Origin of the sequence: Sphingopyxis sp. FD7 (assembly GCF_003609835.1) — a bacterium.
GTDB lineage: Bacteria > Pseudomonadota > Alphaproteobacteria > Sphingomonadales > Sphingomonadaceae > Sphingopyxis.
The window spans coordinates 250,078-274,556 of record NZ_AP017898.1; the positions used below are offsets into that span (position 1 = coordinate 250,078).

Here is a 24,479-nt window from a genome sequence, read left to right on the forward strand (position 1 = left end):
AGGCGCGGCCGCGCGCAATTTCCCGTCAGTCCGCTCGCGAAGGAAGACCTCTCCATGTCGCTGAAGCCGCATATCTCCGCCGCCCTCGGGCGCATCCAGCCTTCCGCCACGCTCGCGATGACCGCGCGCGTCGCGAAGCTGAAGGCCGACGGCGTCGATGTCATCGGCCTGTCGGCGGGCGAGCCCGATTTCGACACGCCCGATTTCGTCAAGGAAGCGGCGATCGAGGCGATCCGCGCGGGACAGACCAAATATACGCTTGTCGACGGCACGGTGGCGCTCAAGGAAGCGATCCGCGGCAAGTTCCGCCGCGACAATGACCTCGACTATGGGCTCGACCAGATCAGCGTCAATGTCGGCGGCAAGCACACTTTGTTCAACGCGCTTGTCGCGACGGTGGACAAGGGCGACGAGGTCATCATTCCCGCGCCCTATTGGGTAAGCTATCCCGACATCGTCGCCTTTGCGGGCGGCACGCCCGTCTTTGTCGCTGCGTCGGCGGCCCAGCATTACAAGATCACGCCCGAACAGCTCGACGCCGCGATCACCCCCAGGACGCGCTGGGTGATCTTCAACTCGCCATCGAACCCGTCGGGCGCCGCCTATTCACCGGAGGAACTCGACGCGATCGGCGAGGTGATCCGGCGCCATCCGCACGTCATGGTGATGACCGACGACATGTACGAGCATGTCTGGTACGCCGATTTCGCCTTTGCGACGATCGCGCAGCGTTGTCCCGACCTGATCGACCGTATTCTCACGGTGAATGGCTGTTCCAAGGCCTATGCGATGACCGGCTGGCGCATCGGCTATGCGGGCGGCCCGGCCTGGCTCATCAAGGCGATGGGCAAGCTTCAGTCGCAGTCGACCTCGAACCCCTGCTCGATCGCGCAGGCCGCCGCCGCCGCCGCGCTCGGCGGGCCGCAGCAGTTCCTCGACGATCGCAACGCCGCGTTCCGCAAGCGCCGCGACATGGTCGTCGCGATGCTCAACGACGCGCCGGGGCTGAGCTGCCCCGTCCCCGACGGCGCCTTTTACGTCTATCCCGACGCTTCGGGCTGCATGGGCAAGACAACCCCGTCGGGCCAGCTGATCGACAGCGACGAGGCGCTGATCGACTATTTCCTCGATTCGGCGCGCGTCGCCGCGGTGCATGGCGCGGCCTTCGGCCTGTCGCCGGCGTTCCGCGTTTCCTATGCGACGTCTGAAACAGTGCTGAAGGAAGCGTGCGTGCGCATCCAGCAGGCGTGCGCCGCGCTTAGCTGAAGCCCTTTTTGTCATCCCGGCGAAGGCCGGGATCTCACCCTGTCGGCCTGACGCACCGGCGAGATCCCGGCCTTCGCCGGGATGACGAGAAATGTGCAAGATAATTTTATACCGACCGGTCTTGAAGTCGCGCGGCCTGGACCTATCTGGACCTGAACGACGATTAAGCGCCCGGTTCACCGGATGGTAAGCGATCGCGGCTACAGTGATTCCACTCACTGCACGGATGATCGGGGCGCGTCATATCGTCGGTGTAACCAGGGCGGCCACGGCCGCGAAACAGATATAATGACACGAGGCTCCCATGCTCTCCATGCTCCGCTCCGACTGGTTTCTGACCATGCTCGCCGGCTTTGCGATCGGCGCGACCTATATCGTGCTGAGCCAGCCGGCGCTGCCAATTCCCGCATAATGCCGCGGCGCGGCCGCCCGCTGCTGCGCGCGCTCATGGCGCTCGCATCGGCGGCGCTGCTCGCGCAATGCGCGCCCGCGCAGGCCGAAAATGTCGTCAAGCTCCCCGCCGCGCTGACCGATCCCGCCGTGCCCGCGAAGCGCGCGACCGCGGTGCTCGCGGGCGGATGCTTCTGGGGCGTCGAGGGCGTCTTTGCGCATGTGAAGGGCGTGATCTCGGTCGAATCGGGCTATCATGGCGGCAGCGCCGCGACCGCGCGATACGAGCTGACGCACGACGGCACATCGGGCCACGCCGAGGCGGTGCGCATCGTCTATGATCCCTCGCAGGTCAGCTATGGCACCCTCCTGCGCATCCTCTTTTCGGTGATCGCCGACCCGACGCTCAAGGACCGGCAGGGCCCCGACGTCGGTTCGCAATATCGCGCCGCGATCGTCCCGCTCGATGCGATGCAGCGCCAGGTCGCGACCGCCTATCTGGCGCAGATCGACCGTGGCGGATATTTCGCGAGGCCGGTGATCGTGCCGATCGAGCGCTACAAGCGCTTCTATCGGGCCGAGCCGAACCATCAGGATTTCATGCGCCGCCATCCGCGCAACCCATATATCGTCCGCTGGGATGCGCCCAAGCTGGCGGCGTTCAAACGGCTCTTTCCCGACAGGGTGCGCGCGACGCCCGCGCCTTGACGCGCCGACCCCCATGGTTCCACAATTGGTCGCGGCGAAAGAATCGTTCGTCGCAAATCGCTGGTCCGGCGCGGATCGCTGCGCGACCAACGGAGCAACCAAAGGGGTCGGGGACATAGACAGGTCGCGTGCGCGGGGTTCGAATGAAGATTGAGTTTTCCGGCAGGCCGCTCCTCGCGATGACGATGAGCGCCGCGGTGCTCGCCGGCTGCGTCAGCAGCGCCGCGGTCATCCCGCTACCGCGCGCGCAGGCGCCGGCCCCGCAGCAGCCGCAATCGCCGCCGCAGGCAGTGCGCGGGCCGTCCGGGTCGGTGACGGTGCCGATCGGCCAGCCGGTTCCGTCGGCCATGCCGCGCCCCGCCGGACCGCTCGATCCCGGCTTTCGCCGCGCCCCCGCCGGATTGCAGGATCGTATCCATGCCTTGTGGCGCGCCTTTCCGGGCAAGACGGGAATCGCCGTGCAGCGGATCGACGGCGAATGGACCTTGTCGCATCGCGGCGGCGAGCTGTTTCCGCAGCAGAGCGTCTCGAAGCTGTGGGTGGCGCTGGCCGTGCTCGACGCGGTCGATCAGGGGCGGTTGACGCTCGATCAGCGCGTTCGTATCGGGCCGGAAGATCTGACGCTTTTCTATCAGCCGATCGCATCGCGCGTCCGCGCCGAAGGGTCGGTGACGATGAGCGTCCGCGAACTCATCGAAATTGCGATCACGCAGAGCGACAATACCGCAAACGACAGTCTGCTGCGTACCGTTGGCGGCCCCGACGCGGTGCGTCGTTTCATTGCAAAGAAGGATCTGGGCGCGATTCGCTTCGGTCCCGGCGAGCGGCTGCTCCAGGCGGGGACCGCGGGGCTGAAGTGGCAGCAGGCCTATTCGGTCGGGCGCGCCTTTCAACAGGCGCGCGCCGCGCTGCCCGATGCGACGCGGCGCGCGGCGCGCAACGCCTATCTCGCCAATCCGCCCGATGGCGCCAGCCCGGCGGCGATCGCGAACGCGCTGACGCGGCTCGCGCGCGGCGCGCTGCTGTCGCCCGAATCGACCGAATATCTGCTGGGGGTGATGAGCCGGACCAAGAGCGGCCCGCGGCGCCTGAAGGCCGGACTGCCCCCCGACTGGAAGTTCCTGCACAAGACGGGCACGGGACAGGATTACAAGGGCGCGACCGCGGGTTACAACGACATCGGCATCGCCACCGCCCCGGATGGAACGCGCTATGCCATCGTCGTGCTGCTCGGTGACACGAGCGCACCGGTGCCCGCGCGCATGGAATTGATGCAGGCGGTGTCGCGCGCCGTCGCCGAATATCACGGCAAATGACGCGGCCATGAAAAGCGCCATGCTGCCGGTCGCCGCACTGGCATGTCTCCTGTCGGCCTGTGCGACGCCCGAAGCGCGGTTGCGCACGGGGCTCAACAATGCCGGACTGTCGAAAGCGATGTCGGCGTGCATGGCCGAACGCATGGTCGACCGGCTGTCGCTGCCCCAGCTCCGCCGCCTTGCCGCGCTCGGCAGCCTCAGGGACAAGCATATCGCCGACCTGTCGCTGTCGCAGTTCCTGCACAAGGTACGCGCGCTCAAGGATCCGGAGATATTGGCGGTGTCGACCAGTTCGGCCGCGATCTGTGCGATGCGGTAGCCCGTTGTCGCCGGGATCACGGGATGGAAAGATGACCGGTTTCCCGCGAAAGAATCTCTTGGCGCGGCAGGGGTAGCCTTGCCGCGCAACTTGGCTTATGCGGCGCCAAACTTCTCCCTCGTCACAGAGTCGAAAGGCCCGGCAGACCTCATGAACATTCACGAATATCAGGCGAAAGAACTGCTCGCGAAATTTGGCGTCGCCGTGCCCAAGGGCATCGCCGCGATGAGCGTCGAGGAAGCCGTCGCGGCGGCGAAGCAGCTCCCCGGCCCGCTCTATGTGGTGAAGTCGCAGATCCACGCGGGCGGCCGCGGCAAGGGCAAGTTCAAGGAGCTCGGCCCCGACGCCAAGGGCGGCGTGCGCCTCGCCAAGAGCATCGAGGAAGTCGAGAGCCATGCGAAGGAAATGCTCGGCAACACGCTGGTGACGATCCAGACCGGTGAAGCCGGCAAGCAGGTCAACCGGCTCTACATCACCGACGGCGCCGACATCAAAAAGGAATATTATCTCGCGCTGCTCGTCGATCGCGCGTCGAGCCGCATTGCCGTCGTCGCCTCGACCGAGGGGGGGATGGACATCGAAACCGTCGCGCACAACACGCCCGACAAGATCCACACGATCACCATCGACCCCGCGACGGGACTGATGCCGCACCACGGCCGCAGCGTCGCCGCGGCGCTGGAACTCGAAGGCGACCTCGCCAAACAGGCGGCGAAGGTGCTGACCGGCCTCTACAACGCCTTCCTCGCGACCGACGCCGAGCAGATCGAGATCAACCCGCTCGCCGTCTGCGAAGGCGCGAACGGCGACGAACTGCTCGTCCTCGACGCCAAGCTCGGATTCGACGGCAATGCGATGTTCCGCCACAAGGATATTGCCGAGCTGCGCGACCTCACCGAAGAAGACCCGGCCGAGGTCGAGGCGTCGGAATATGACCTCGCCTACATCAAGCTCGACGGCAACATCGGCTGCATGGTGAACGGCGCGGGCCTCGCGATGGCGACGATGGACATCATCAAGCTCAATGGCGCTTTCCCCGCCAACTTCCTCGACGTCGGCGGCGGCGCGTCGAAGGAAAAGGTGACGGCGGCGTTCAAGATCATCCTGAAAGACCCGGCGGTCGAGGGCATTCTCGTCAACATCTTCGGCGGCATCATGAAGTGCGACATCATCGCCGAGGGCATCGTCGCCGCGGCGAAGGAAGTGAATCTTTCGGTCCCGCTCGTCGTCCGCCTCGAAGGCACGAACGTCCAGCAGGGCAAGGACATCCTCGCGGGTTCGGGCCTGCCGATCGTCGCGGCCAACGACCTGGGCGACGCGGCGAAGAAGATTGTGGCGGAGGTCGCCAAGGCGGCGTGATAATAACTCCTCTCCCGCAGGCGGGAGAGGATAGGAAGACTTGGCAGCTTGCTGCCTAGTCGACTTGGTGTGGGCCTGCGGCGTCGCATGTGCCCACTCCGCTGCGACTAGCGGGACAAGCCCGCAAGTCTCGCTGCCTCTCCCGCCTGCGGGAGAGGTGGGACTGCTGGTTGACGTTTACGTAAACGCCAATTATGGCGCAGTGCACAATTTGCTTGAGAGGAGCTTTGAGCCCATGAAAATCCTCGTCCCCGTGAAGCGGGTGCTCGATTACAACGTCAAGCCGCGGGTGAAGGCCGACGGCACGGGCGTCGACCTCGCCAATGTGAAAATGTCGATGAACCCGTTCGACGAGATCGCGGTCGAAGAAGCGATTCGCCTCAAGGAAAAGGGCGTCGCGACCGAGATCGTCGCGGTCAGCGTCGGCCCGGCGAAGGCGCAGGAAACGCTGCGCACCGCGCTCGCGATGGGCGCCGACCGCGCGATCCTCGTCCAGACCGACGACGAGGTCGAGCCGCTCGCGATCGCCAAGATCCTCAAAGCCATCGCCGACGCCGAAACCCCCGGCCTGGTCATCCTCGGCAAGCAGGCGATCGACGGCGACAACAACCAGACCGGCCAGATGCTCGCAGCCTTGACCGGCTGGGCGCAGGGCACCTTTGCCAGCGCCGTGAACGTCGAGGGCGACCATGTCAGCGTGACGCGCGAAGTCGACGGCGGGCTCGAGACGGTGAAGCTCAAGCTTCCCGCGATCGTCACCACCGACCTGCGCCTGAACGAGCCGCGCTACGCCAGCTTGCCGAACATCATGAAGGCGAAGTCGAAGCCGCTCGATACCAGGACCCCCGCCGATTACGGCGTCGACACCACGCCGCGCGTCAAGACGCTCAGGGTTTCCGAACCGCCCGTCCGCTCGGCCGGTGTCAAGGTCGCCGACGTCGATGAACTGGTCGCCAAGCTGAAAGCCATGGGCGTCCACAGCTAATCTACCCCCGTTCGTGTCGAGCGAAGTCGAGACACCCATCGGGAAAGCGCAAGGTCGAGGGGCATCTCGACTTCGCTCGATGCGAACGGCAAGGGATAAAGGATCAAGGTTATGAAAACTCTGGTTTGGGTCGAACATGACGGCAGCGCCGTCAAGGATGCCACGCTCGCCGCGGTGACCGCCGCATCGAAGCTCGGCGAAGTCCACCTGCTCGTCGCGGGCGAGGGCGTCGACGGCGTCGCCAAGGCCGCGTCGGAAATCGCGGGTGTGGGCAAGGTCCATGTCGCCGACAACGCCGCCTTCGCGCACAACCTGCCCGAAAATGTCGCGCCGCTCGTCGCCGAGCTGATGGCGAGCCACGACGCCTTCGTCGCGCCCGCCACCACGACCGGCAAGAATATCGCGCCGCGTGTCGCCGCGCTGCTCGACGTCATGCAGATTTCGGACATTCTTTCGGTCGAGGGGCCCAAGAGCTTCACCCGCCCCATCTATGCCGGCAACGCCATCGCAACCGTCGAATCGAGCGACGCGAAGCTGGTCCTGACCGTGCGCGGCACCGCGTTTGAAAAGGCGGCGACGTCGGGCGGTTCGGGCGCGGTCGAAGCCGTTTCGGCGGGCAGCGACGCGGGTATCTCGAGCTTTGTCGGCGCCGAAATCGCCAAGTCGGAGCGCCCCGAACTCACTTCGGCCAAGGTGATCGTCTCCGGCGGCCGCGCGCTGGGGTCGAGCGAGAAATATGAAGAGGTCATCGTGCCGCTCGCCGACAAGCTCGGCGCCGCGCTCGGCGCCAGCCGCGCCGCGGTCGACGCGGGCTATGTCCCCAACGATTACCAGGTCGGCCAGACCGGCAAGATCGTCGCGCCGGAGGTCTATTTTGCCATTGGCATTTCGGGCGCAATTCAGCATCTTGCGGGCATGAAGGACTCGAAAACCATCGTCGCGATCAACAAGGATGAGGACGCGCCGATCTTTCAGGTCGCCGACCTCGGCCTTGTCGCTGACCTGTTCAGCGCGGTGCCCGAGCTTACGGCCAAGATCTGACGCGCCGCGCCATGGCCGGCCATCATCCTGGCGTGCCGGGCCTCGGCGATGCACCGTTCAACGCCGGTGGTCGCCGTTCGGCACGCCCGGGGGCCGGCCGCGAGGTCGATGACGACGACAATGGCGTCGGCGACGATCACGGCCGCGCGCTGGTGCTGGCCAGCGTCGCGCGCGATGCGCGGCTCAACAAGAAGTTCCTGCTGCTGATCACGCTGTCGGCGGCGATCGCGACGCTCGGGCTGTTGCAAAGCTCGGCCGCCGTCGTGATCGGCGCGATGCTCGTGTCGCCGCTGCTCGGCCCGATCATGGGCATCGGCTTCGGCCTCGCGACGCTCGAAAGCAACCTCATCAAACGCTCGCTGGTAACGATGGCGGCGGGCATGGCGGTCGCGATCCTTGTCGCGATGTTCATCATCTGGCTGTCGCCGATCCGCGACGTCACCCCCGAACTGCGCGCGCGGACCCAGCCGACCTTGCTCGACCTGGGCGTCGCGGTCGTCGGCGGCATCGCGGGCGTCTATGCGATCATGCGCAAGCTGTCGGGGGTGATGGTCGGCGTGGCGATCGCGACGGCGCTGGTGCCGCCGCTCTCGACGATCGGCTTTGGCCTCGCGACGGGGCGTTTCGACTTTGCCGTCGGCGCGGCGCTGCTGTTCCTCACCAACACGCTCGCCATCGCCTTTGCCGCGACGACGGTGGCGCGGTTCAACCGTTTCGGCCCGTCGCTGACGCCGCAACATACGGCAATGCAGGTGGCGGGGATCGTCGTCACGCTGGGCATATTGTCGATCCCGCTTGCGCTCACGCTCAACAATCTGGCCGGCGAGGTGCGCGCGCGCTCGGTGGTGCAGGCCGAATTGCGGAGCCTGCTCGACGAAAGCGACCGCGTCGACAGCATGAATGTGCGCATGGAACGCGACGCCGTGGCGGTCGACGGCGTGGTGCTCGTCGATCGCTATGCCGCCAAACTCGACAGTGAACTTGCGGCGCGCATCCGCAAGGCGCTCGACCGCGACGCGCGTGTCAGCATCGTCCAGCTCCGGCAACAGACCAACGCCGCGGTGCAGGTGGAGGAACAGCTCAACCGCCGTCTCGCGACGCTCGAACAACGCGAGGAGGATGCGCGCGCGATTCTCGCTGGCCTCACCGTCGGCGAACTCGTGCGCCGCGACCGCGTGCTGATCGACGCGCAGGCGCGCCGCGTCGTCGTCCAGCGCGACCGCGAGGCCGAGGGCGAACAGGTCGCCGCCGCGGTCGACCGCATCATGGCCGCGGTGCAGGCCATGCATCCGCGCTGGCTTGTCCAGAACGGCGACCTGACCGCCGCCGAGGCGCCCGATCCAAGCGCGGCGCAACCCGCGCCGGAAGCGCCATAGACAGCCTGCGGGCAGCCCCGCGTCCGCGGGCCGCCTTCTTTGCGTATACGTATACCCTATGGCGGTCCGGCGCGATTGGTTTCAATTGCGAGGCTCAAGATGGGAAAGCCCACGCGTCGGAGAGGAGCCTCAAGGACATTCGCGTCCCCGGTCCGACACGCGGTCGTCACCGCCCGTCTGTGCCAGGGGAGCCTTTTATGACCATGCCGACCAGCCTTCGTCGCGGCGCCAGCGCCATCGCGATGGGCCTTGCCTTGACCGCCATCCTGCCTGTTGCCGCGATGGCGCAGGACGCCGATCCCGCCGAAGCGGGCGCCGACGAGGAGATCGTCGTTTCGGGCTTCCGCGCCAGCCTCGAAAGCGCCGTCGGCGCGAAGAAGGAGCGCGACCAGATCGTCGAATCGATTTCGGCCGAAGATATCGGCAAGCTGCCCGACGCCTCGATCGCCGAATCGATCGCGCGCCTGCCGGGCCTGACGTCGCAGCGCGTCTCCGGCCGGTCGAACTCGATCTCGATCCGCGGCTTCGCGCCCGACTTTTCGACGACTTTGCTCAACGGCCGCGAACAGACCTCGACGGGGGACAATCGCGCCGTCGAATATGACCAATATCCCAGCGAAGTGATCAACCAGGTGCTCGTCTACAAGACGCCGATGGCGTCGATCGTCGGGCAGGGGCTTTCGGGCACCGTCGACCTGCGCACCATCCGCCCGCTCGAATATGGCAAGCGCGTCATCTCGATCGGCGCGCGCGGCAGCCTCGCCGACCTCGGCAAGCTCAATGCGGGGTCGAAAAAATATGGTTATCGCGTCAACGGCGTGTTCGTCGACCAGTTTGCGAACGATACATTGGGTGTCGCGCTGTCGGCGAGCTATGTCGACGAACCCTATCAGATCCAGGAGTTCAACGCCTGGGGCTATGCGGGCAATGGCACCGCCGCCAGCCCGGTGGTGATCGGCGGGTCGAAAAGCTATGCTACCTCGACCCAGCTCACGCGCCTCGGCCTTCAGGGCACGCTCCAGTGGCAGCCGCACCCCAATTTCACCTCGACGCTCGATGCCTTTTATTCCGACTTCAAGGATGACCAGATCAAGCGCGGGATCGAATTGCCGCTCGCCTTCGGCGGCGCCGGGGTCAATGTCACCGACATCGACGACAGCGGCGAGTTCGTCTTTGCCCGCGCGGGCACGTTCACCAATGTCGAGGGCGTCGTGCGCAACGACGTGTTCGAACGCAAGGCCAAGCTCTACAGCTTTGGCTGGAACAACCGCTGGGAAGGCGACGACGGCTGGAATGTCACCGCCGACATCAGCCTGTCGAAGACCGACCGCAACGAGCTGATCTTTGAAAGCAACGCCGGCACCGGTCGCGGCGGCGGCGTGGGCGCGGTCGACACCATCGGTTTCCGCAGCGACCGCAACGGCACCGTGTTCAGCCCGACGCTCAACTATGGCGATTATGGTCTCATCCAGCTCACCAGCCCGCTCGGCTGGGGCGGCGACCAGACGAGCGTCGACGGTCGCCGTATCCTTGGCGGTCAGGACGGCTATTACAACAACCGCATCATCGAGGACGAGCTGTGGCAATATCGCGTCGAAGTCGAACGCGAGCTCGAAGGCTTTTTCCGCTCGGTCCAGTTCGGCGTCAACTACACCGACCGCTCGAAGAGCCTCGTTCCCGACGAAGCCTTTGTCGGGCTTGTCGCCAATACCGACGGGCTGACCAGCGTGCCGGTGCCCGAACAGTTCCGCCTGGGCACCACCAACCTCGAATATCTCGGGCTCGGTCCGGTCATCAGCTACGACCCGCGCGACCTGCTTGCCGCTGGTCTCTATCAGCTGGTGCCGAACCCCTATGGCGACGTGGTCGTAAAGGCCTATGACGTCAGCGAAAAATTGATGACGACCTATGTTCAGGCGAACATCGACCACGAAATGGGGTCGTCGCTGCTGACCGGCAACATCGGCGTGCAGGCCATCTTCACCGACCAGAATTCGAACGGCGCGAGTGCGTCCTTCATCGGCACCAACCCCAACGAATCGCCCAATATCCAGGGCATTCCGCAGCGTCGCAGCAGCGACTATGTCGACGTGCTGCCCAGCCTGAACCTGTCGCTGCGCACGGCGAGCGATTTCGTGATCCGCTTCAGCGCGGCGCGCGAGATCATCCGCCCGCGGCTCGACGACATGCGCGCCTCGCTGAGCTATGGGACGACGGTGGGCGATCCGGGCGGCATGACCTGTCCCCCCGGCCGCCTGTGCGCGGTCGTGCGCGGCGGAGCGGGCAATCCGGATCTGCGTCCCTGGCGCGCCAACGCCGTCGACCTGACCTTCGAGAAATATTTCGGGTCGAAGGGCTATCTGGCGCTCCAGCTCTTCTACAAGGATCTGAAGAGCTATATCTATAATCAGGACATTCCGTTCGACTTCACCGGCTACCCGATCGCGCCCGTGGGCAATGACGCGAACGGCAACCCGATCATCGTCAATTACATGGGCACCGTGAACGCGCCGATCAACGGCGAGGGCGGCGAGCTTTATGGCGCCGAAGTCGCGGGCACGCTGCCCTTCGGCGAACTGGTCGGCGCGCTCGACGGCTTCGGCGTAACGGGCGGCGCTTCCTATACCAAGACGAAGATCGCGCCGACCCCCGGCGCGCCGGCCGAGGACATCCCCGGCTATTCCAAATGGGTCGCGAACGGCACCATCTTCTTTGAAAAATGGGGCTTCAACGCGCGCGCCAGCGCACGTTACCGGTCGAGCTTCGTTGGCGAACTGTCGGGCTTCGGCGGCAATCGTGTGCGCCGCCGCGCGCGGCCGGAGACGATCATCGACGCGCAGATCGGCTATGACTTCCAGCCGGGCAGCGCGCTCGAAGGCCTGTCGATCTTTGTTCAGGGTCAGAATCTGACCGACGAACCCTTCGTCACCGACGATCCGCGCGATGCGCGCGCGGTGATCGATTATCAGATTTACGGCCGCCGCTTCCTCGCGGGCGCGACCTTCAAATTCTGATCCTTCCCGATGGGGGCGGCGATGTCCTGCCGCCCCCATCATCCAGTTGCATAAAGAGGCGATGGCCGATCAAATGAGCCCCATGCGGATCATCATCATCGGCGGCGGGACGGCAGGCTGGATGGCCGCGGCCTGTTTCATCCGCTTCCTGCCTCCCGGCTGGTCGGTGACGCTGGTCGAATCGGACGCGATCGGCACCGTTGGCGTGGGGGAGGCGACGATCCCGCAGATCCGCCTGTTCAACCAGGCGCTCGGCATCGACGAGGACGAGTTCCTTACCGCGACGCAAGGCACGATCAAGCTCGGCATCGAGTTCGCGGACTGGACGCGCCCCGGTCACCGCTACATGCACGCCTTCGGCGCGGTCGGGCGCGGGCTCGGCCTGCTCGAGTTTCAGCATTATTGGCTCCGCGCGCGCGCGGCGGGGGTCGCGGGCGAGCTGGGCGCCTATTCGCTCAACGAATGCGCGGCGCGCGCGCGGCGGATGCAGCGCGGCGCGCCGCGCACCTCGCCACATCTCGCCGAAATGCCCTATGCCTTTCATTTCGACGCCGCGCTTTACGCCGCCTATCTGCGTCGCCGCGCCGAGGCGGGGGGCGCGCAGCGGGTCGAGGGCAAGGTTGTCGACGTTCGTATGGAGGGCGATAGCGGGAACGTCGCCGGGATCACCCTGGAGGATGGCCGCCGCATCGACGGCGACCTCTTCATCGACTGTTCGGGATTCCGTGGCCTGCTGATCGAAGGCGCGCTCGCGACCGGCTATGACGACTGGTCGCACTGGCTCATCAACGACCGCGCGATCGCGGTGCCGTGCGCGCACGGCGATACGCCGCAGCTGCCCTGGACCGGCGCCACGGCGCGCGACGCGGGCTGGCAATGGCGCATCCCGCTCCAGCATCGTATCGGCAACGGCTATGTCTATTCGTCGCACCATATCACCGACGAAGACGCCGAGCGGACGCTGCTCGCCCATCTCGACGGCGTGCCGCAAGCCGCACCCAACCGGCTGCGCTTCGTCAGCGGCAAGCGGCGCAAGCTGTGGAACCGCAACGTCGTCGCGCTCGGCCTCGCGAGCGGCTTCATGGAACCGCTCGAATCGACGAGCATCCACCTTGTTCAGTCGGGTATTTCGCGGCTTTTGAAGATGCTGCCCGTCGGCGCGGCCGACCCTGCGGTCGCCGCCGAATATAATCGCCAGAGCGATTTCGAGTGGGAACGCATCCGCGACTTCCTCATCCTGCACTTCAAGGCGACCGAGCGGCGCGACACGCCCTATTGGCGGGACCGCGCCGCGATGCCGATCCCCGATACGCTGGCCGCCAAGATCGAGCAGTTCCGCGCGCAGGGACTGATCTTTCGCGAGCATGAGGAATTGTTCACCGAATCGGGCTGGCTCCAGGTGCTCGTCGGGCAGGGGGTCGAACCGCGCGCCTGGCACCCGCTTGCCCACGGGATCGGCGAGGGCGACCTCGCCAAATATATGGCGGGGATTTCGCTGATGATCGAACGCGAGGTGGCGACAATGCAAAGCTATGACGATTTCCTTGCCGCGACGCGGCCGGCCGCGGGGGTCGCGGCATGATGCGCCGTCTCGCCGCGCTGGCGCTGCTCTTCGCGCCGCTCCCCGCCGCCGCCGACGAGGCGGAGCTGCGCGCGCGTCCGGCAAGCGACGAGGTCATCTATTTCGTCCTTCCCGACCGTTTTGAAAATGGCGATGCGAAGAACGACCGTGGCGGGTTGAGGGGCGATCGCCTCCAGACGGGATACGACCCCGCCGCGAAGGGCTTTTTCCACGGCGGCGACCTGGCGGGGCTGACGAAGCGGCTGGACTATATCCAGGGGCTCGGCGCCACCGCGATCTGGTTCGCGCCGATTTTCAAGAACAAGCCGGTGCAGGGCGCGCCGGGGCAGGAAAGCGCGGGCTATCATGGCTATTGGGTGACCGACTTCACGCAGGTCGACCCGCATTTCGGCACCAATGAAGAGTTCAAGGCCTTTGTCGATGCCGCCCACGCGCGGGGGATGAAGGTCTATATGGACATCATCGCCAACCACACCGCCGACGTCATCACCTATAAGGAAGGCGCGGCCCAGGATTTCCGTTACCGCAGCCTCGCCGATTATCCCTGGTCGCGTCGCGGCGGCATCGACGGTCCGGCGATCAACGCCGGTTTTGCGGGTGACGAGGACGCGAGTGCGGAGAATTGGGCGCGGCTCACCGATCCCGCCTTCGCCTACACCCCCGTGGTGCCGAAGGGCGAGGAGCGGGTGAAGGTGCCCGCCTGGCTCAACGACCCCATCTATTACCATAATCGCGGCAACAGCGACTGGGTCGGCGAGTCCGCCCTTTATGGCGATTTTGCCGGACTCGACGATCTTGCGACCGAAAATCCGCGCGTGGTGCAGGGCTTCATCGACATCTTCGGCCGCTGGATCGACGAATTCGGCATCGACGGCTTTCGCATCGACACCGCCAAGCATGTGAACCCGGAGTTCTGGCGCGCCTTTGTCCCCGCGATGCAGGCGCGGGCCAAGGCGCGCGGCATTCCCCATTTCCACATTTTCGGCGAAGTCTATATCGACGGCGTCGATCCGGGGTCGCTCGCCGCCTATACGCACAGCGCGGATCTGCCCGCGGTGCTCGATTTCAGCTTCGCGCGCGCGGTGATCGACAGCGTCAGCGGCACGAAGGGCACCGACCTGTTCGCGCGCCTGTTCGACGGCGACGTGCTTTACAAGGGCGGCGCCGAGGCGGCGCTCCAGCTGCCGACCTTCCTCGGCAATCATGACATGGGGCGCTTCGCGATGTTCGTGAAGCAGGCGAATCCGCAAGCGGACGATGCCGAACTGCTCGCGCGGACGATGCTCGGCCATGCGATGCTGCTGACGCTGCGCGGGGTGCCGACCATCTATTATGGCGACGAACAGGGCTTCGTCTCCGACGGCCACGACCAGCTCGCGCGCGAGGATATGTTCGCCTCAAAGGTCGCCGTCTATAACGACAACGACCTCATCGGCACCGATGCGACCACCGCCGACGCCAATTTCGACACCGCGCACCCGCTCTATCGGCATATCGCGAAGCTCGCGGTGATCCGCCGGAGCACCCCGGCACTGACGCGCGGGCCGACGAAGCTGCGCGCCTTCTCCGACAAGCCCGGCCTGCTCGCGGTTTCGCGATTCGACCCCGACACGGGGCGTGAGGTGGTGCTCGCCTATAATACGTCTGCGGCGCCATTGTCGGCGACCATCGCCGTGGATATGAAAAGCGCGGGCTTCACCGCGCTCCATGGTGATTGTCCGGCGCGCCCCGCGGCGCCGGGCAGCCTCCGTCTCTCTCTCCCCGCCTTCGGCACGCTTGTCTGCCAGGCCAGCGAATAAGCGACCATAGCGTGACACCCAACCAGCCCCTCGTTCAGGACCAGCCCGAATCCGTCGCGGATGCCGATACGCCGTGGTGGAAGGGCGCGGCGATCTATCAGGTCTATCCGCGCAGCTTTGCCGATTCGAACGGCGACGGCGTCGGCGATCTTGCGGGCATCACCGCGCGGCTCGACCATATCGCCTCGCTCGGCGTCGATGCGATCTGGCTGTCGCCCTTCTATCCCTCGCCGATGGACGATTTCGGTTACGACATCGCCGATTATTGCGGCGTCGATCCGATCTTCGGCACGCTTGCCGATTTCGATGCGCTGGTGGCGCGCGCGCATGCGCTGGGGCTGAAGGTCACGACCGACCTCGTCTTCGCGCACACCTCCGACCAGCACGCCTGGTTCGCGCAGAGCCGCGCGAGCAAGGATAATGACCGCGCCGACTGGTATGTCTGGGCCGATGCGCGGGCGGACGGTTCGCCGCCGACCAACTGGCAGTCGGTGTTCGGCGGCCCGGCATGGACGTGGGACGCGCGCCGCGGCCAATATTATATGCATAATTTCCTGAGCACGCAGCCGCAGCTCAACGTCCACAACCGCGATGTGCAGGACGCGCTGCTCGATGTCGTGCGCTTCTGGCTCGACCGCGGCGTCGACGGCTTTCGCATCGACGCGATCAATTTCGCGATGCACGACCCCGAATTGCGCGACAATCCGCCCGCGCCGCCGTCGAACAAGGTGCGCACGCGTCCCTTCGATTTTCAGCAGAAAATCTATAACCAGTCGCACCCCGACATCGCGCTCTTCCTCGAACGCATCCGCGCGCTCACCGACGAGCGCGAGGGGCGCTTCACCGTCGCCGAGGTCGGCGGCGACGACGCGCTGCGCGAGATGAAGCTGTTCACCGCGGGCGATCGCCGGCTCAACAGCGCCTATGGCTTCGACTTTCTCTACGCCGAGCGGCTGACGCCGCAACTGGTGCGCGAAGCGGCCGAGGCCTGGCCCGACGCGCCGGGGGTCGGCTGGCCGAGCTGGGCGTTCGAGAATCACGACGCGCCGCGCGCGGTGTCGCGCTGGACGCCCGACGGCGTCGACCGCGGTGCCTTTGCGCGCATGAAGATGGCGCTGCTCTGCGCGCTGCGCGGCAATATCATCCTCTATAATGGCGAGGAACTGGGGCTCGACCAGGTCGATATTCCCTTCGATCAGGTCAAGGATCCCGAAGCGCGCAAGAACTGGCCGCTCACCCTGTCGCGCGACGGCGCGCGCACCCCGCTGCCCTGGACGGCGGCGGCCGCGAACGCGGGCTTTTCGGACGCCGACCCGTGGCTGCCGCTCGGTCCCGCGCACCGCGACCTGGCCGTCGACCGCCAGGACGATGATCCGGCGTCGCTGCTCAACCTCACCCGCCGCCTCGTCGCGCTGCGCGCCGCGCACCCTGCGCTGCGCCTCGGCGGCAACGCGAACTGGGTGGCCGAGGGCGACCTGCTCGCTTTCGACCGTGTCGCCGGCGACCAGCGCATTCGCTGTCTCTTCAACCTCGGCGGCGACCCGATCGACATTTCGGCGCTCGCGCGTGGCGGCGCGCCGCTCATCGCGCTGGGTGGCGCCGACACCGTGCACTTGCCCCCCTGCGGCGCGCTCTGGCTCAAAATGGAAGGATGATCATGCTCCGTCTCGCTCCCCTCGCTCTTCTCGCCGCCGCCGCAGCGCCCGCCACCGCGCAGCAGGCGCCCGCACCGGTCACCGCCACCTCGCCCGACGGCAACCTCGTCCTGACCGTCGCGACCGACAATGATGCGCGCCCGATCTGGTCGCTGTCGCGCAAGGGCAAGCTGCTGATTGCGCCGTCGAAGCTCGGCTTCATCATGACCGATCGCGTCGGCCTTCAGCGCGGTTTCAAAATCGAGGGCAGCGAAACCGCGAGCGCCGATACGCGCTGGGAACAGCCATGGGGCGAGCGCCGCTTCGTGCGCGACCATCATAATGAACTGCTCGTCCGTTTCCGCCAGCATGAAAGCTGGGGCGGCCATGCGATGAACCTGCGCTTCCGCCTGTTCGACGACGGCATCGGCTTTCGTTACGAGCTGCCCGAGCAGGAGGGCCTCAAGACCGCGAAGATCGCCGACGAGATCACCGAGTTCGACATCGCGCCCGAAGGGACGGCGTGGTGGATCGCGGGCGGCGAGTGGAACCGCTATGAACAAGTCTATCAGCAGACGCCGATCGACGCGGTATCGACCGCGCACACGCCGATCACGATGCGCCTCGCCGACGGCACGCACCTGGCCTTTCACGAAGCCGCGCTCGTCGACTATGCCGGCATGTGGCTGAAGCGGATCGAAGGGCGCAAGTTCCGCGCGACGCTCGCGCCCGCATCGCGCGGGCCGCGCGTCGTGCGCGACCTGCCGTTCGCGACGCCGTGGCGCACGATCCGCATCACCGATGACGCCGCCGGGCTGGTCGAAAGCGACCTCGAACTCAACCTCAACGAACCGAACAAACTGGGCGATGTCAGCTGGGTCAAGCCGATGAAATATATCGGCATCTGGTGGGGCATGATACGCGGTCCGTGGAGCTGGGCCGAAGGGCCGAACCATGGCGCGACGACCGAACGCACCAAGCAATATATCGACTTCGCCGCCAGGCACGGCTTCGGCGGCGTGCTCGTCGAGGGCTGGAACAAGGGCTGGAACAGCAACTGGTTCGGCCATGGCGACGAATATAGCTTTACCCAGGCCTATCCCGATTTCGACCTGAAAGCCGTCACCGACTATGCCCGCAAGAAAGGCGTGACCTTGATCGGCCACCACGAAACCGGCGGCAATATCGCGGTCTATGAAGCGCAGCTCGACGACGCGATGAAGCTTTACGGCCAGCTGGGCGTGAAAGCGGTCAAGACGGGCTATGTCGCCGACGCGGGCGGCATCATCGCGCCGGGCGCGACGCCGGGCGAAAAGGTGATGGAATGGCACGACGGCCAGCGACAGGTGCAGCATCACCAAAAAGTCGTCGAGACGGCGGCGAAATATAAGGTCGCCGTGAACCCGCACGAGCCGGTGAAGGACACCGGCCTTCGCCGCACATACCCCAACTGGGTCGCGCGCGAAGGCGCCCGCGGCATGGAATATAATGCCTGGGGCGCCTTCGCCAACGGCCCCGACCATGAACCCACGCTCGTCTACACGCGGATGCTGTCGGGGCCGATGGACTATACGCCGGGGGTGTTCAGCCTGAAGGGGGCTGAGGATGTGCCGATGACGTCGACGCTCGCGAAGCAGCTCGGCCTTTATCTCGCCATCTATTCGCCCATCCAGATGGCGGCCGACTTCATCGAAAACCTCGAAGCGCATCCGCGCGAGCTCGCTTTCGTCAAGCAGGTGCCGACCGACTGGGCCGAAAGCCGCCTGATCGCGGGCGCGGTCGGCGACTATGCGATTTTCGCGCGCAAGGACCGGGGCAGCGCCGACTGGTATGTCGGCGGGGTCAACGACGGCACCGCACGCACGTTGACGCTGTCGTTCGATTTCCTCGAACCCGGCAAGACCTATACGGCGACGATCTGGAAGGACGGCGAAGGCGCGACCTATCTGACCGACGCGCGCCGCAACATCGCCTATGACACGGTCAGGGTGAAAAAGGGCGACACCTACAAGCTCTGGCTCGCCCCCGGCGGCGGCGCGGCGATGCGGATCGCGCCGGGCCGGTAAGGCGGCGCAGGGCCACTGCGTCCCATCATGCCATCGTCCCGGCGAAGGCCCGAATCCGGCTCTCGCGCCCCACGGCAATGGCGAGGGTCCGGTCCGTGCCGGGATGACGATCCTGTCAGAATTGGATACTGACCCTAATCTTGTGCGGGAGCCGCGCTGGCCCGCTTCCACCCCATTGACTCGGCGATATATTGGCATAGTAAATGCCATATCCCTTGGGGGTGGGAGTGATGGCAGTATGCTGGAGGACCACTAGGCCGCGTCGCTTGGGCGGGTTCCGGCGTGCTGCCATCATCGCGCTGGCCTGTCTGCTGGGGACCACATCGGGTCAGGCGCAGCCGCGATCCGCGTCGCCGCGCCAGCCCAATATCGTGATCCTCCTCGCCGACGACTGGGGCTTTTCGGACGTCGGCGCCTTTGGTTCCGAAATCGCGACGCCGCATATCGACGCGCTGGCGCGCGCGGGGATGCGCTTTTCCAATTTCCACGTCGCGGGCTCCTGCTCGCCGACGCGCGCGATGCTCCAGACGGGGGTGATGAACCACCGCAATGGGCTGGGCAACATGCCCGAGACGATCCCCGACGAGCATCGGGGCAAGCCGGGTTACGACACGGTGATGAACCTGCGCGTCGTGACGATCGCACAGTTGATGAAGGCGGCGGGATATCGCACCTACCTCACCGGCAAATGGCATCTGGGCAGCGACGCGAAGCGCCTGCCGCACGCGCGCGGATATGACCGCGCGTTCAGCCTCGCCGATGCGGGCGCCGACAATTTCGAGCAAAGGCCGATCGAGGGGCTGTACGACAAGGCGAACTGGACCGAGAACGGCAAGCCCGCGACCCTGCCCAAGGATTATTATTCGTCGACCTTCGTCGTCGAAAAGATGATCGATTATATCGAGACGGACCGCCAGAGCGGCAAACCCTTCCTCGCCTCGATCAACTTCCTCGCCAACCATATCCCGGTGCAGGCGCCCGACAGCGACATTGCGCGCTATGCGGCGATGTACAGGGAGGGGTGGACGGCGCTGCGCGCGGCGCGCGCGCGGCGCGCGGCGGCGCTCGGCATCGTGCCCGCGGGCATGCCGATGGTGACGATGCCGACGACGCGCGACTGGCAGAAACTTGATGATGACGAGCGCGCGGCAGCGGTGCGCGTGATGCAGGCCTATGGCGGCATGGCGACCGCGATGGACCGCGAGATCGGGCGGCTGGTCGCGCATCTCAAGACCACGGGCGATTACGACAATACGATCTTTGTCTTCCTGTCCGACAATGGCGCCGAGCCGACCAATCCCTTTGCCAGCCTGCGCAATCGGCTGTTTCTGGACATGCAATATGATCTTGCGACCGACAATATCGGGCGGCGGGGCAGTTTTTCGGCGATCGGAGCCAGCTGGGCGAGCGCGGCGGCGGCGCCCTTGTCGGGGTATAAGTTCAGCGCGACCGAGGGCGGGCTGCGCGTCCCGCTGATCATCGCCTGGCCGGGGCATGGCGCGATTCAAGCGGGCGCGATCAGCGACGGGCTGGCGCATGTCACCGACCTCTTGCCCACGCTCGCCGAGCTGGCGGACGTGCCGCTGCACGATGGGCAATGGCAGGGACGGAGCGTCGAGCCGATCACGGGGCGCAGCCTGGTGCCGATGCTGGAAGGCGGGGCGGGCAGCGTCCATGGCGACGCGCCGCTCGGTTATGAATTGTCGGGCAATGCCGCGCTGTTTCGCGGCGATTACAAGCTGGTGCGCAACCTGCCGCCGACCGGCGACGGCCAATGGCGGCTCTATCATCTCAGGACCGATCCCGGCGAGACGCGCGACCTGTCGGCGGCGATGCCTGATCGTTTCGCCGCGATGATGGCCGACTACCGCGCCTATGCGAAGGCGAACGGCGTGCTCGACATGCCCGCGGGCTATACGGCCGACGAGCAGATCAACCGTTATGCGTGGGAGCAGCAGGGGCGCAAACGCGCGATCAAGGCCGCGCTGTGGCTGGGCGGCGGGTTGATCGTGCTGGCGTTGCTGCTGTGGGGCCGGCGGCGGCGTGCGCGGGGGTAGTGTTGGTGCGGATGTGGGCTGCCCTGGGCGGCGGGCGGTAGGCTGAATGGTTGAGGCTGTTGGCGGTTTTGGGGTGGATTCCGGCCGATCCTCCCCCGCAGGGGGAGGAGCGCCGCGTCCGCAACCGGTCGCTTTCCGCCACTCCCGTCGTCACTACGGCGCGGGCCTACCCCTTCGGCGCCGGGCGCTTCGTGTCGATCAGGCGGAAGCCGATATGGTCGGTCCCCAGGCTGCGTTCCTGGAACTGGCGCGCGGCGGGGCGATAGCGGGCGCAATAATTGGCGGCGCACAGGAAGCTGCCGCCCTTGATGACATTGCGCTCGCTGCCCGCCGCGCTCGTCGTCCATTCCCAGACATTGCCGATCAGGTCGTGGACGCCATGCGCATCCGCCGGAAAGCAGGCGACCGGCGCGCGCCCGGTGAAGCCATCGGTGCCGAGGTCGCGGAAGGGAAAGCTGCCCTGATAAAAATTGGCGCGCGGCTTGCCGTCCCTGCCGACCGGAACATTGCGGTCGGCGCCGCCGGTCGCCGCGGCGAGCTCCCATTGCTCCTCGCTCGGCAGCGCCTTGCCCTTCCATTTCGCGAAGGCGAGCGCGTCCTCATAGCCCACCTGCACGACCGGATCGCGGTCGCGCCCGTCGATATTCGTCGCGGGCCCCGCCGGGTGGCGCCACTCGGCGCCGACGACCCAGCGCCACCAGTTCGGATTGCCGTCGGTCGGGGCGGTGAAGACCGCCGAGCCGGGAATGAGCATGTCGGGCGGCGCGCCGGGGAGCGGCGGCGGGTCTTGCTCGGCGAGCGTCTTGTAACCCGTCGCGCGGACGAACTCGGCGAACTCGGCGTTGGTCACCTCATGCGTCGCCATCCAGAAGCCCGCGACGGCCACCTCGCGCGGTGGCCCCTCTTCGGGCAGCCGCGCGTCGGCGCCCATGGTGAAGGTCGCGCCAGGGATCCAGACATAATCCTGTGCCGGCATCGCGGGGCATTCGGGGGGGCTGGCTTCGGCCAGCGGCGGCGCGGCCTCGTCGCCGCACGCGGCGAGCGTGCCCGGCAGAAGCAGCGCAAGCAGCGCGGCGGCGCGGGTCATTCGTCGGCCACCGTCGCCAGCAGCGCCTCGACCATATGCCCGATCACTTCGCCCGCTTCCTCGGCGGGCAGGCCCTGGTCGTGGCGCAGCGTGCGCCATGTGTGAAAGGAGAGCGCCGCGCACAGCGCCTCGACGCTGATGCGGTCGGTGAGTACGGAACCGGGGAGCAGGCGCAGGATCAGCTCGCGTTCGAGCATCACGACGCGGCTATATTGCCCCATCAGGAAGGGCGACTGATAACGTTTGATGTTCGCGGCGAGGCGGAAGGGCAAAGTCGTTTCAAAGACGCGGATACGGCGGCGGACGAGCTCGCGGACATTGGCGCGCCACGGCTGGTCGGGATAGGGCGCCATGATGATCGGCATCACGCGGTCGGTAACCGTCGCGGTGATCTCCGAATAGAGCGCGTCCATATCGTCGAAATGGCGGAACACGGTGCGCAGGCCGATGCCCGCTTCCTCGGCGACGCGCGCCGCGCTCGGCGACAAATCGCCCGCGACAATCAGCTCCATCATCGCCTCGACGATGCGCTTGTGGCTCGACCGGCTCCGCGCGCGGCGCCCGTCGATCCGCTCGGCGCCGCCGCGCGCCGCTTCCGATTTCCTCACCCCGATCGTCATCGCATTCCTCGCTGGCCCAGCGCGCCGCCGACGTCAAACGATCTTGCGCGTCGGTGAATATAATGACACATATAGTGTCAATAGTTCCATGGCAAGCCGAAGCCGCGAGCGGGAGGACTGGACGTGACGAAAAAATGGCTCGTTTTGGGCGCCCTGACGCTGGCAGCGGGCGGCGGCTATTGGGCTTATGACGCGAACAAATACCGCATCCCCGGCATCGTGCAGGACTGGCGCGACCCGGTGCAGCCGAACCGGGCGATCGCGTGGCAGCAGGGGCCGGCGGCGGCGCCGGAGGGCGAGCGACCGCCGAACATCATCCTGATCGTCGCCGATGACCTGGGTTATAACGACATCAGCCTGAATGGCGGCGGCGTTGCGGGGATCGTCCAGACGCCGAACATCGACGCGCTGGCGCGCGAGGGGGTCCATTTCACCACCGCCTATGCCGCGAACGCGACCTGCTCGCCTTCGCGCGCGGCGATGATGACGGGGCGCTATCCGACGCGCTTCGGGTTCGAGTTCACCGCGGTGCCGATCGAGTTCGCCGAAAATCTGGCGCATGGCGAGGGCGTCGGGCCGCACCGCGCGATCTTTCACGACGAGCTGGTGACCCCCGACATCCCGCCCTATCCGCAGATGGGCGTGCCCGTGAGCGAGGTGACGATCGCCGAGGCGGTGAAGGCGGCGGGCTATCACACGCTGCACATCGGCAAATGGCATCTGGGCGAAGCGCCCGAGCTTCAGCCGCAGCGTCAGGGTTTCGATGAAAGCCTTGCGGTGCTCGCGGGCGCGGCGATGTTCCTGCCTGAGGACGATCGCGATGCGGTCAACGCCAGGCTGCCGTGGGATCCGATCGACCGTTTCCTCTGGGCGAATCTGCGTCATGCGGTGACCTTCAACGGCAGCCGACGCTTCGCCGCGAAGGGGCATATGACCGACTATTTCGCCGACGAGGCGATCAGGGCGATCGAGGCGAACCGCAATCGGCCGTTCTTCCTCTATCTGGCCTTCACCGCGCCGCACACGCCGCTTCAGGCGACGCGCGCCGATTATGACAAGCTCGCGGCGATCAAGGACCACAAGACGCGCGTTTATGGCGCGATGATCGCGCAGATGGACCGGCGAATCGGCGACGTGATGGCCAAGCTGAAAGACGCCGGGATCGACGACAATACGCTCGTCATCTTCACCAGCGACAATGGCGGCGCCTGGTATAACGGGATGCCGGGGCTGAACGCGCCGTTTCGCGGCTGGAAGGCGACTTTCTTCGAGGGCGGCATCCGCGCGCCCCTGTTCATGCGCTGGCCCGCGCGCATCGCGCCGGGGACCGTGCGCGCCGACATGACCGGGCATCTCGACATCTTTGCCACCATCGCCGGGGCGGCGGGGGCGGCGTCGCCCGAAGGCCGGACGATCGACAGCGAGGATATATTGGCCGGACCCGCGCGGCGGCCTGCGATGTTCTGGCGCTCGGGCGATTATCGTGCGGTGCGCGCGGGCGACTGGAAATTGCAGGTGACCAGGCGGCCCGAACGGGCGCGCCTCTATAATCTTGCCGCCGATCCGACCGAACGGACCGACCTGTCGGCGCGCGAACCCGCGCGCGTCGCCGCGCTGCGCGCGATGATCGAAGCGCAGAACAAGGGCATGGCCAGGCCGATCTGGCCGGGGCTGGTCGAAGGGCCGGTGCGCGTCGACGTGCCGCTCAACGCGCCGTGGCGGGACGGGCAGGATTATATCTATTGGACCAATTGATCGCTGTGTCCGTCCCGAAATCCCCTGGCTAAATCGTCATCCCGGCCTTCGCCGGGATGACGAGGGGAGTGGGGTTGCGTTTCGGTTCGCCCAATCCACGCCTAG

The 24,479-nt window shown here is 66.3% G+C and carries 17 protein-coding genes; 15 read left to right on the forward strand and 2 right to left on the reverse strand.

Annotated elements, in window-relative coordinates; genetic code table 11:
- The first annotated feature begins 54 nt into the window (after window positions 1–54).
- From SPYCA_RS01150 to SPYCA_RS01215, 14 genes are all read left to right on the forward strand, one after another.
- A complete protein-coding gene (locus tag SPYCA_RS01150) occupies window positions 55–1,266 on the forward strand; it encodes a pyridoxal phosphate-dependent aminotransferase (RefSeq protein ID WP_120218638.1) in 1,212 nt (403 codons plus the stop codon).
- Window positions 1,267–1,677: 411 nt separating this feature from the next.
- Window positions 1,678–2,364 (forward strand): peptide-methionine (S)-S-oxide reductase MsrA, encoded by a 687-nt coding sequence (msrA, locus tag SPYCA_RS01155; protein ID WP_172594949.1) that lies wholly within the window; start codon window positions 1,678–1,680, stop codon window positions 2,362–2,364.
- A 143-nt stretch (window positions 2,365–2,507) separates the two neighbouring features.
- Window positions 2,508–3,680, forward strand: coding sequence for a class A beta-lactamase (gene bla / locus SPYCA_RS01160; RefSeq protein ID WP_120218639.1), 1,173 nt, complete (start codon window positions 2,508–2,510; stop codon window positions 3,678–3,680).
- Window positions 3,681–3,687: 7 nt separating this feature from the next.
- Window positions 3,688–3,999: a hypothetical protein gene (locus tag SPYCA_RS01165; RefSeq protein WP_120218640.1), complete on the forward strand. Its 312-nt coding sequence runs from the start codon at window positions 3,688–3,690 to the stop codon at window positions 3,997–3,999.
- Between the two features lie 150 nt (window positions 4,000–4,149).
- The gene (gene sucC / locus SPYCA_RS01170; RefSeq protein WP_120218641.1) at window positions 4,150–5,358 is read left to right on the forward strand and encodes an ADP-forming succinate--CoA ligase subunit beta; all 1,209 of its coding nucleotides are present in this window, start codon (window positions 4,150–4,152) and stop codon (window positions 5,356–5,358) included.
- A 235-nt stretch (window positions 5,359–5,593) separates the two neighbouring features.
- On the forward strand, window positions 5,594–6,343 hold the full coding sequence (locus SPYCA_RS01175) for an electron transfer flavoprotein subunit beta/FixA family protein (RefSeq protein WP_120218642.1): 750 nt from the start codon (window positions 5,594–5,596) through the stop codon (window positions 6,341–6,343).
- A 111-nt stretch (window positions 6,344–6,454) separates the two neighbouring features.
- Window positions 6,455–7,384, forward strand: a complete 930-nt coding sequence (locus SPYCA_RS01180) for an electron transfer flavoprotein subunit alpha/FixB family protein (RefSeq protein ID WP_120218643.1) — start codon at window positions 6,455–6,457, stop codon at window positions 7,382–7,384.
- 11 nt (window positions 7,385–7,395) lie between these two features.
- Window positions 7,396–8,760: a DUF389 domain-containing protein gene (locus tag SPYCA_RS01185; RefSeq protein ID WP_120218644.1), complete on the forward strand. Its 1,365-nt coding sequence runs from the start codon at window positions 7,396–7,398 to the stop codon at window positions 8,758–8,760.
- Window positions 8,761–8,957: 197 nt separating this feature from the next.
- Entirely contained in the window at window positions 8,958–11,774 is a 2,817-nt protein-coding gene (locus SPYCA_RS01190; protein ID WP_172594950.1) for a TonB-dependent receptor, read from the forward strand.
- A 73-nt stretch (window positions 11,775–11,847) separates the two neighbouring features.
- Window positions 11,848–13,356 carry a tryptophan halogenase family protein gene (locus SPYCA_RS01195; RefSeq protein ID WP_120222086.1) on the forward strand — a complete coding sequence of 503 codons (1,509 nt, stop codon included), beginning with the start codon at window positions 11,848–11,850 and terminating at the stop codon, window positions 13,354–13,356.
- Entirely contained in the window at window positions 13,353–15,155 is a 1,803-nt protein-coding gene (locus SPYCA_RS01200) for an alpha-amylase family glycosyl hydrolase (RefSeq protein WP_120218645.1), read from the forward strand. The genes SPYCA_RS01195 and SPYCA_RS01200 overlap by 4 nt, the downstream gene beginning before the upstream one ends.
- An 11-nt stretch (window positions 15,156–15,166) precedes the next feature.
- Window positions 15,167–16,810, forward strand: coding sequence for an alpha-amylase family glycosyl hydrolase (locus SPYCA_RS01205; RefSeq protein ID WP_120218646.1), 1,644 nt, complete (start codon window positions 15,167–15,169; stop codon window positions 16,808–16,810).
- Between the two features lie 2 nt (window positions 16,811–16,812).
- A complete protein-coding gene (locus SPYCA_RS01210; RefSeq protein WP_120222087.1) occupies window positions 16,813–18,855 on the forward strand; it encodes a glycoside hydrolase family 97 protein in 2,043 nt (680 codons plus the stop codon).
- 266 nt (window positions 18,856–19,121) lie between these two features.
- Window positions 19,122–20,912, forward strand: a complete 1,791-nt coding sequence (locus SPYCA_RS01215; RefSeq protein ID WP_232003440.1) for an arylsulfatase — start codon at window positions 19,122–19,124, stop codon at window positions 20,910–20,912.
- A gap of 166 nt (window positions 20,913–21,078) precedes the next feature.
- Here the strand turns inward: SPYCA_RS01215 and SPYCA_RS01220 are convergent, their stop codons facing one another.
- A complete protein-coding gene (locus SPYCA_RS01220) occupies window positions 21,079–21,999 on the reverse strand; it encodes a formylglycine-generating enzyme family protein (protein WP_120218648.1) in 921 nt (306 codons plus the stop codon).
- The gene (locus SPYCA_RS01225) at window positions 21,996–22,619 is read right to left on the reverse strand and encodes a TetR/AcrR family transcriptional regulator (RefSeq protein WP_120218649.1); all 624 of its coding nucleotides are present in this window, start codon (window positions 22,617–22,619) and stop codon (window positions 21,996–21,998) included. The genes SPYCA_RS01220 and SPYCA_RS01225 overlap by 4 nt, the downstream gene beginning before the upstream one ends.
- Window positions 22,620–22,742: 123 nt before the next feature.
- Between SPYCA_RS01225 and SPYCA_RS01230 the strand changes: the two genes are divergently transcribed.
- Window positions 22,743–24,374: a sulfatase-like hydrolase/transferase gene (locus tag SPYCA_RS01230; protein WP_120218650.1), complete on the forward strand. Its 1,632-nt coding sequence runs from the start codon at window positions 22,743–22,745 to the stop codon at window positions 24,372–24,374.
- Window positions 24,375–24,479: the final 105 nt, after the last annotated feature.

Excerpts from the sequence above, each read along its gene's own strand:
- SPYCA_RS01150 (WP_120218638.1), top strand. The coding sequence starts at position 55 with ATGTCGCTGAAGCCGCATATCTCCGCCGCCCTCGGGCGCATCCAGCCT.
- msrA (WP_172594949.1), top strand. The coding sequence starts at position 1,678 with ATGCCGCGGCGCGGCCGCCCGCTGCTGCGCGCGCTCATGGCGCTCGCA.
- bla (WP_120218639.1), top strand. The coding sequence starts at position 2,508 with ATGAAGATTGAGTTTTCCGGCAGGCCGCTCCTCGCGATGACGATGAGC.
- SPYCA_RS01165 (WP_120218640.1), top strand. The coding sequence starts at position 3,688 with ATGAAAAGCGCCATGCTGCCGGTCGCCGCACTGGCATGTCTCCTGTCG.
- sucC (WP_120218641.1), top strand. The coding sequence starts at position 4,150 with ATGAACATTCACGAATATCAGGCGAAAGAACTGCTCGCGAAATTTGGC.
- SPYCA_RS01175 (WP_120218642.1), top strand. The coding sequence starts at position 5,594 with ATGAAAATCCTCGTCCCCGTGAAGCGGGTGCTCGATTACAACGTCAAG.
- SPYCA_RS01180 (WP_120218643.1), top strand. The coding sequence starts at position 6,455 with ATGAAAACTCTGGTTTGGGTCGAACATGACGGCAGCGCCGTCAAGGAT.
- SPYCA_RS01185 (WP_120218644.1), top strand. The coding sequence starts at position 7,396 with ATGGCCGGCCATCATCCTGGCGTGCCGGGCCTCGGCGATGCACCGTTC.
- SPYCA_RS01190 (WP_172594950.1), top strand. The coding sequence starts at position 8,958 with ATGACCATGCCGACCAGCCTTCGTCGCGGCGCCAGCGCCATCGCGATG.
- SPYCA_RS01195 (WP_120222086.1), top strand. The coding sequence starts at position 11,848 with ATGAGCCCCATGCGGATCATCATCATCGGCGGCGGGACGGCAGGCTGG.
- SPYCA_RS01200 (WP_120218645.1), top strand. The coding sequence starts at position 13,353 with ATGATGCGCCGTCTCGCCGCGCTGGCGCTGCTCTTCGCGCCGCTCCCC.
- SPYCA_RS01210 (WP_120222087.1), top strand. The coding sequence starts at position 16,813 with ATGCTCCGTCTCGCTCCCCTCGCTCTTCTCGCCGCCGCCGCAGCGCCC.
- SPYCA_RS01220 (WP_120218648.1), bottom strand. The coding sequence starts at position 21,999 with ATGACCCGCGCCGCCGCGCTGCTTGCGCTGCTTCTGCCGGGCACGCTC.
- SPYCA_RS01225 (WP_120218649.1), bottom strand. The coding sequence starts at position 22,619 with ATGACGATCGGGGTGAGGAAATCGGAAGCGGCGCGCGGCGGCGCCGAG.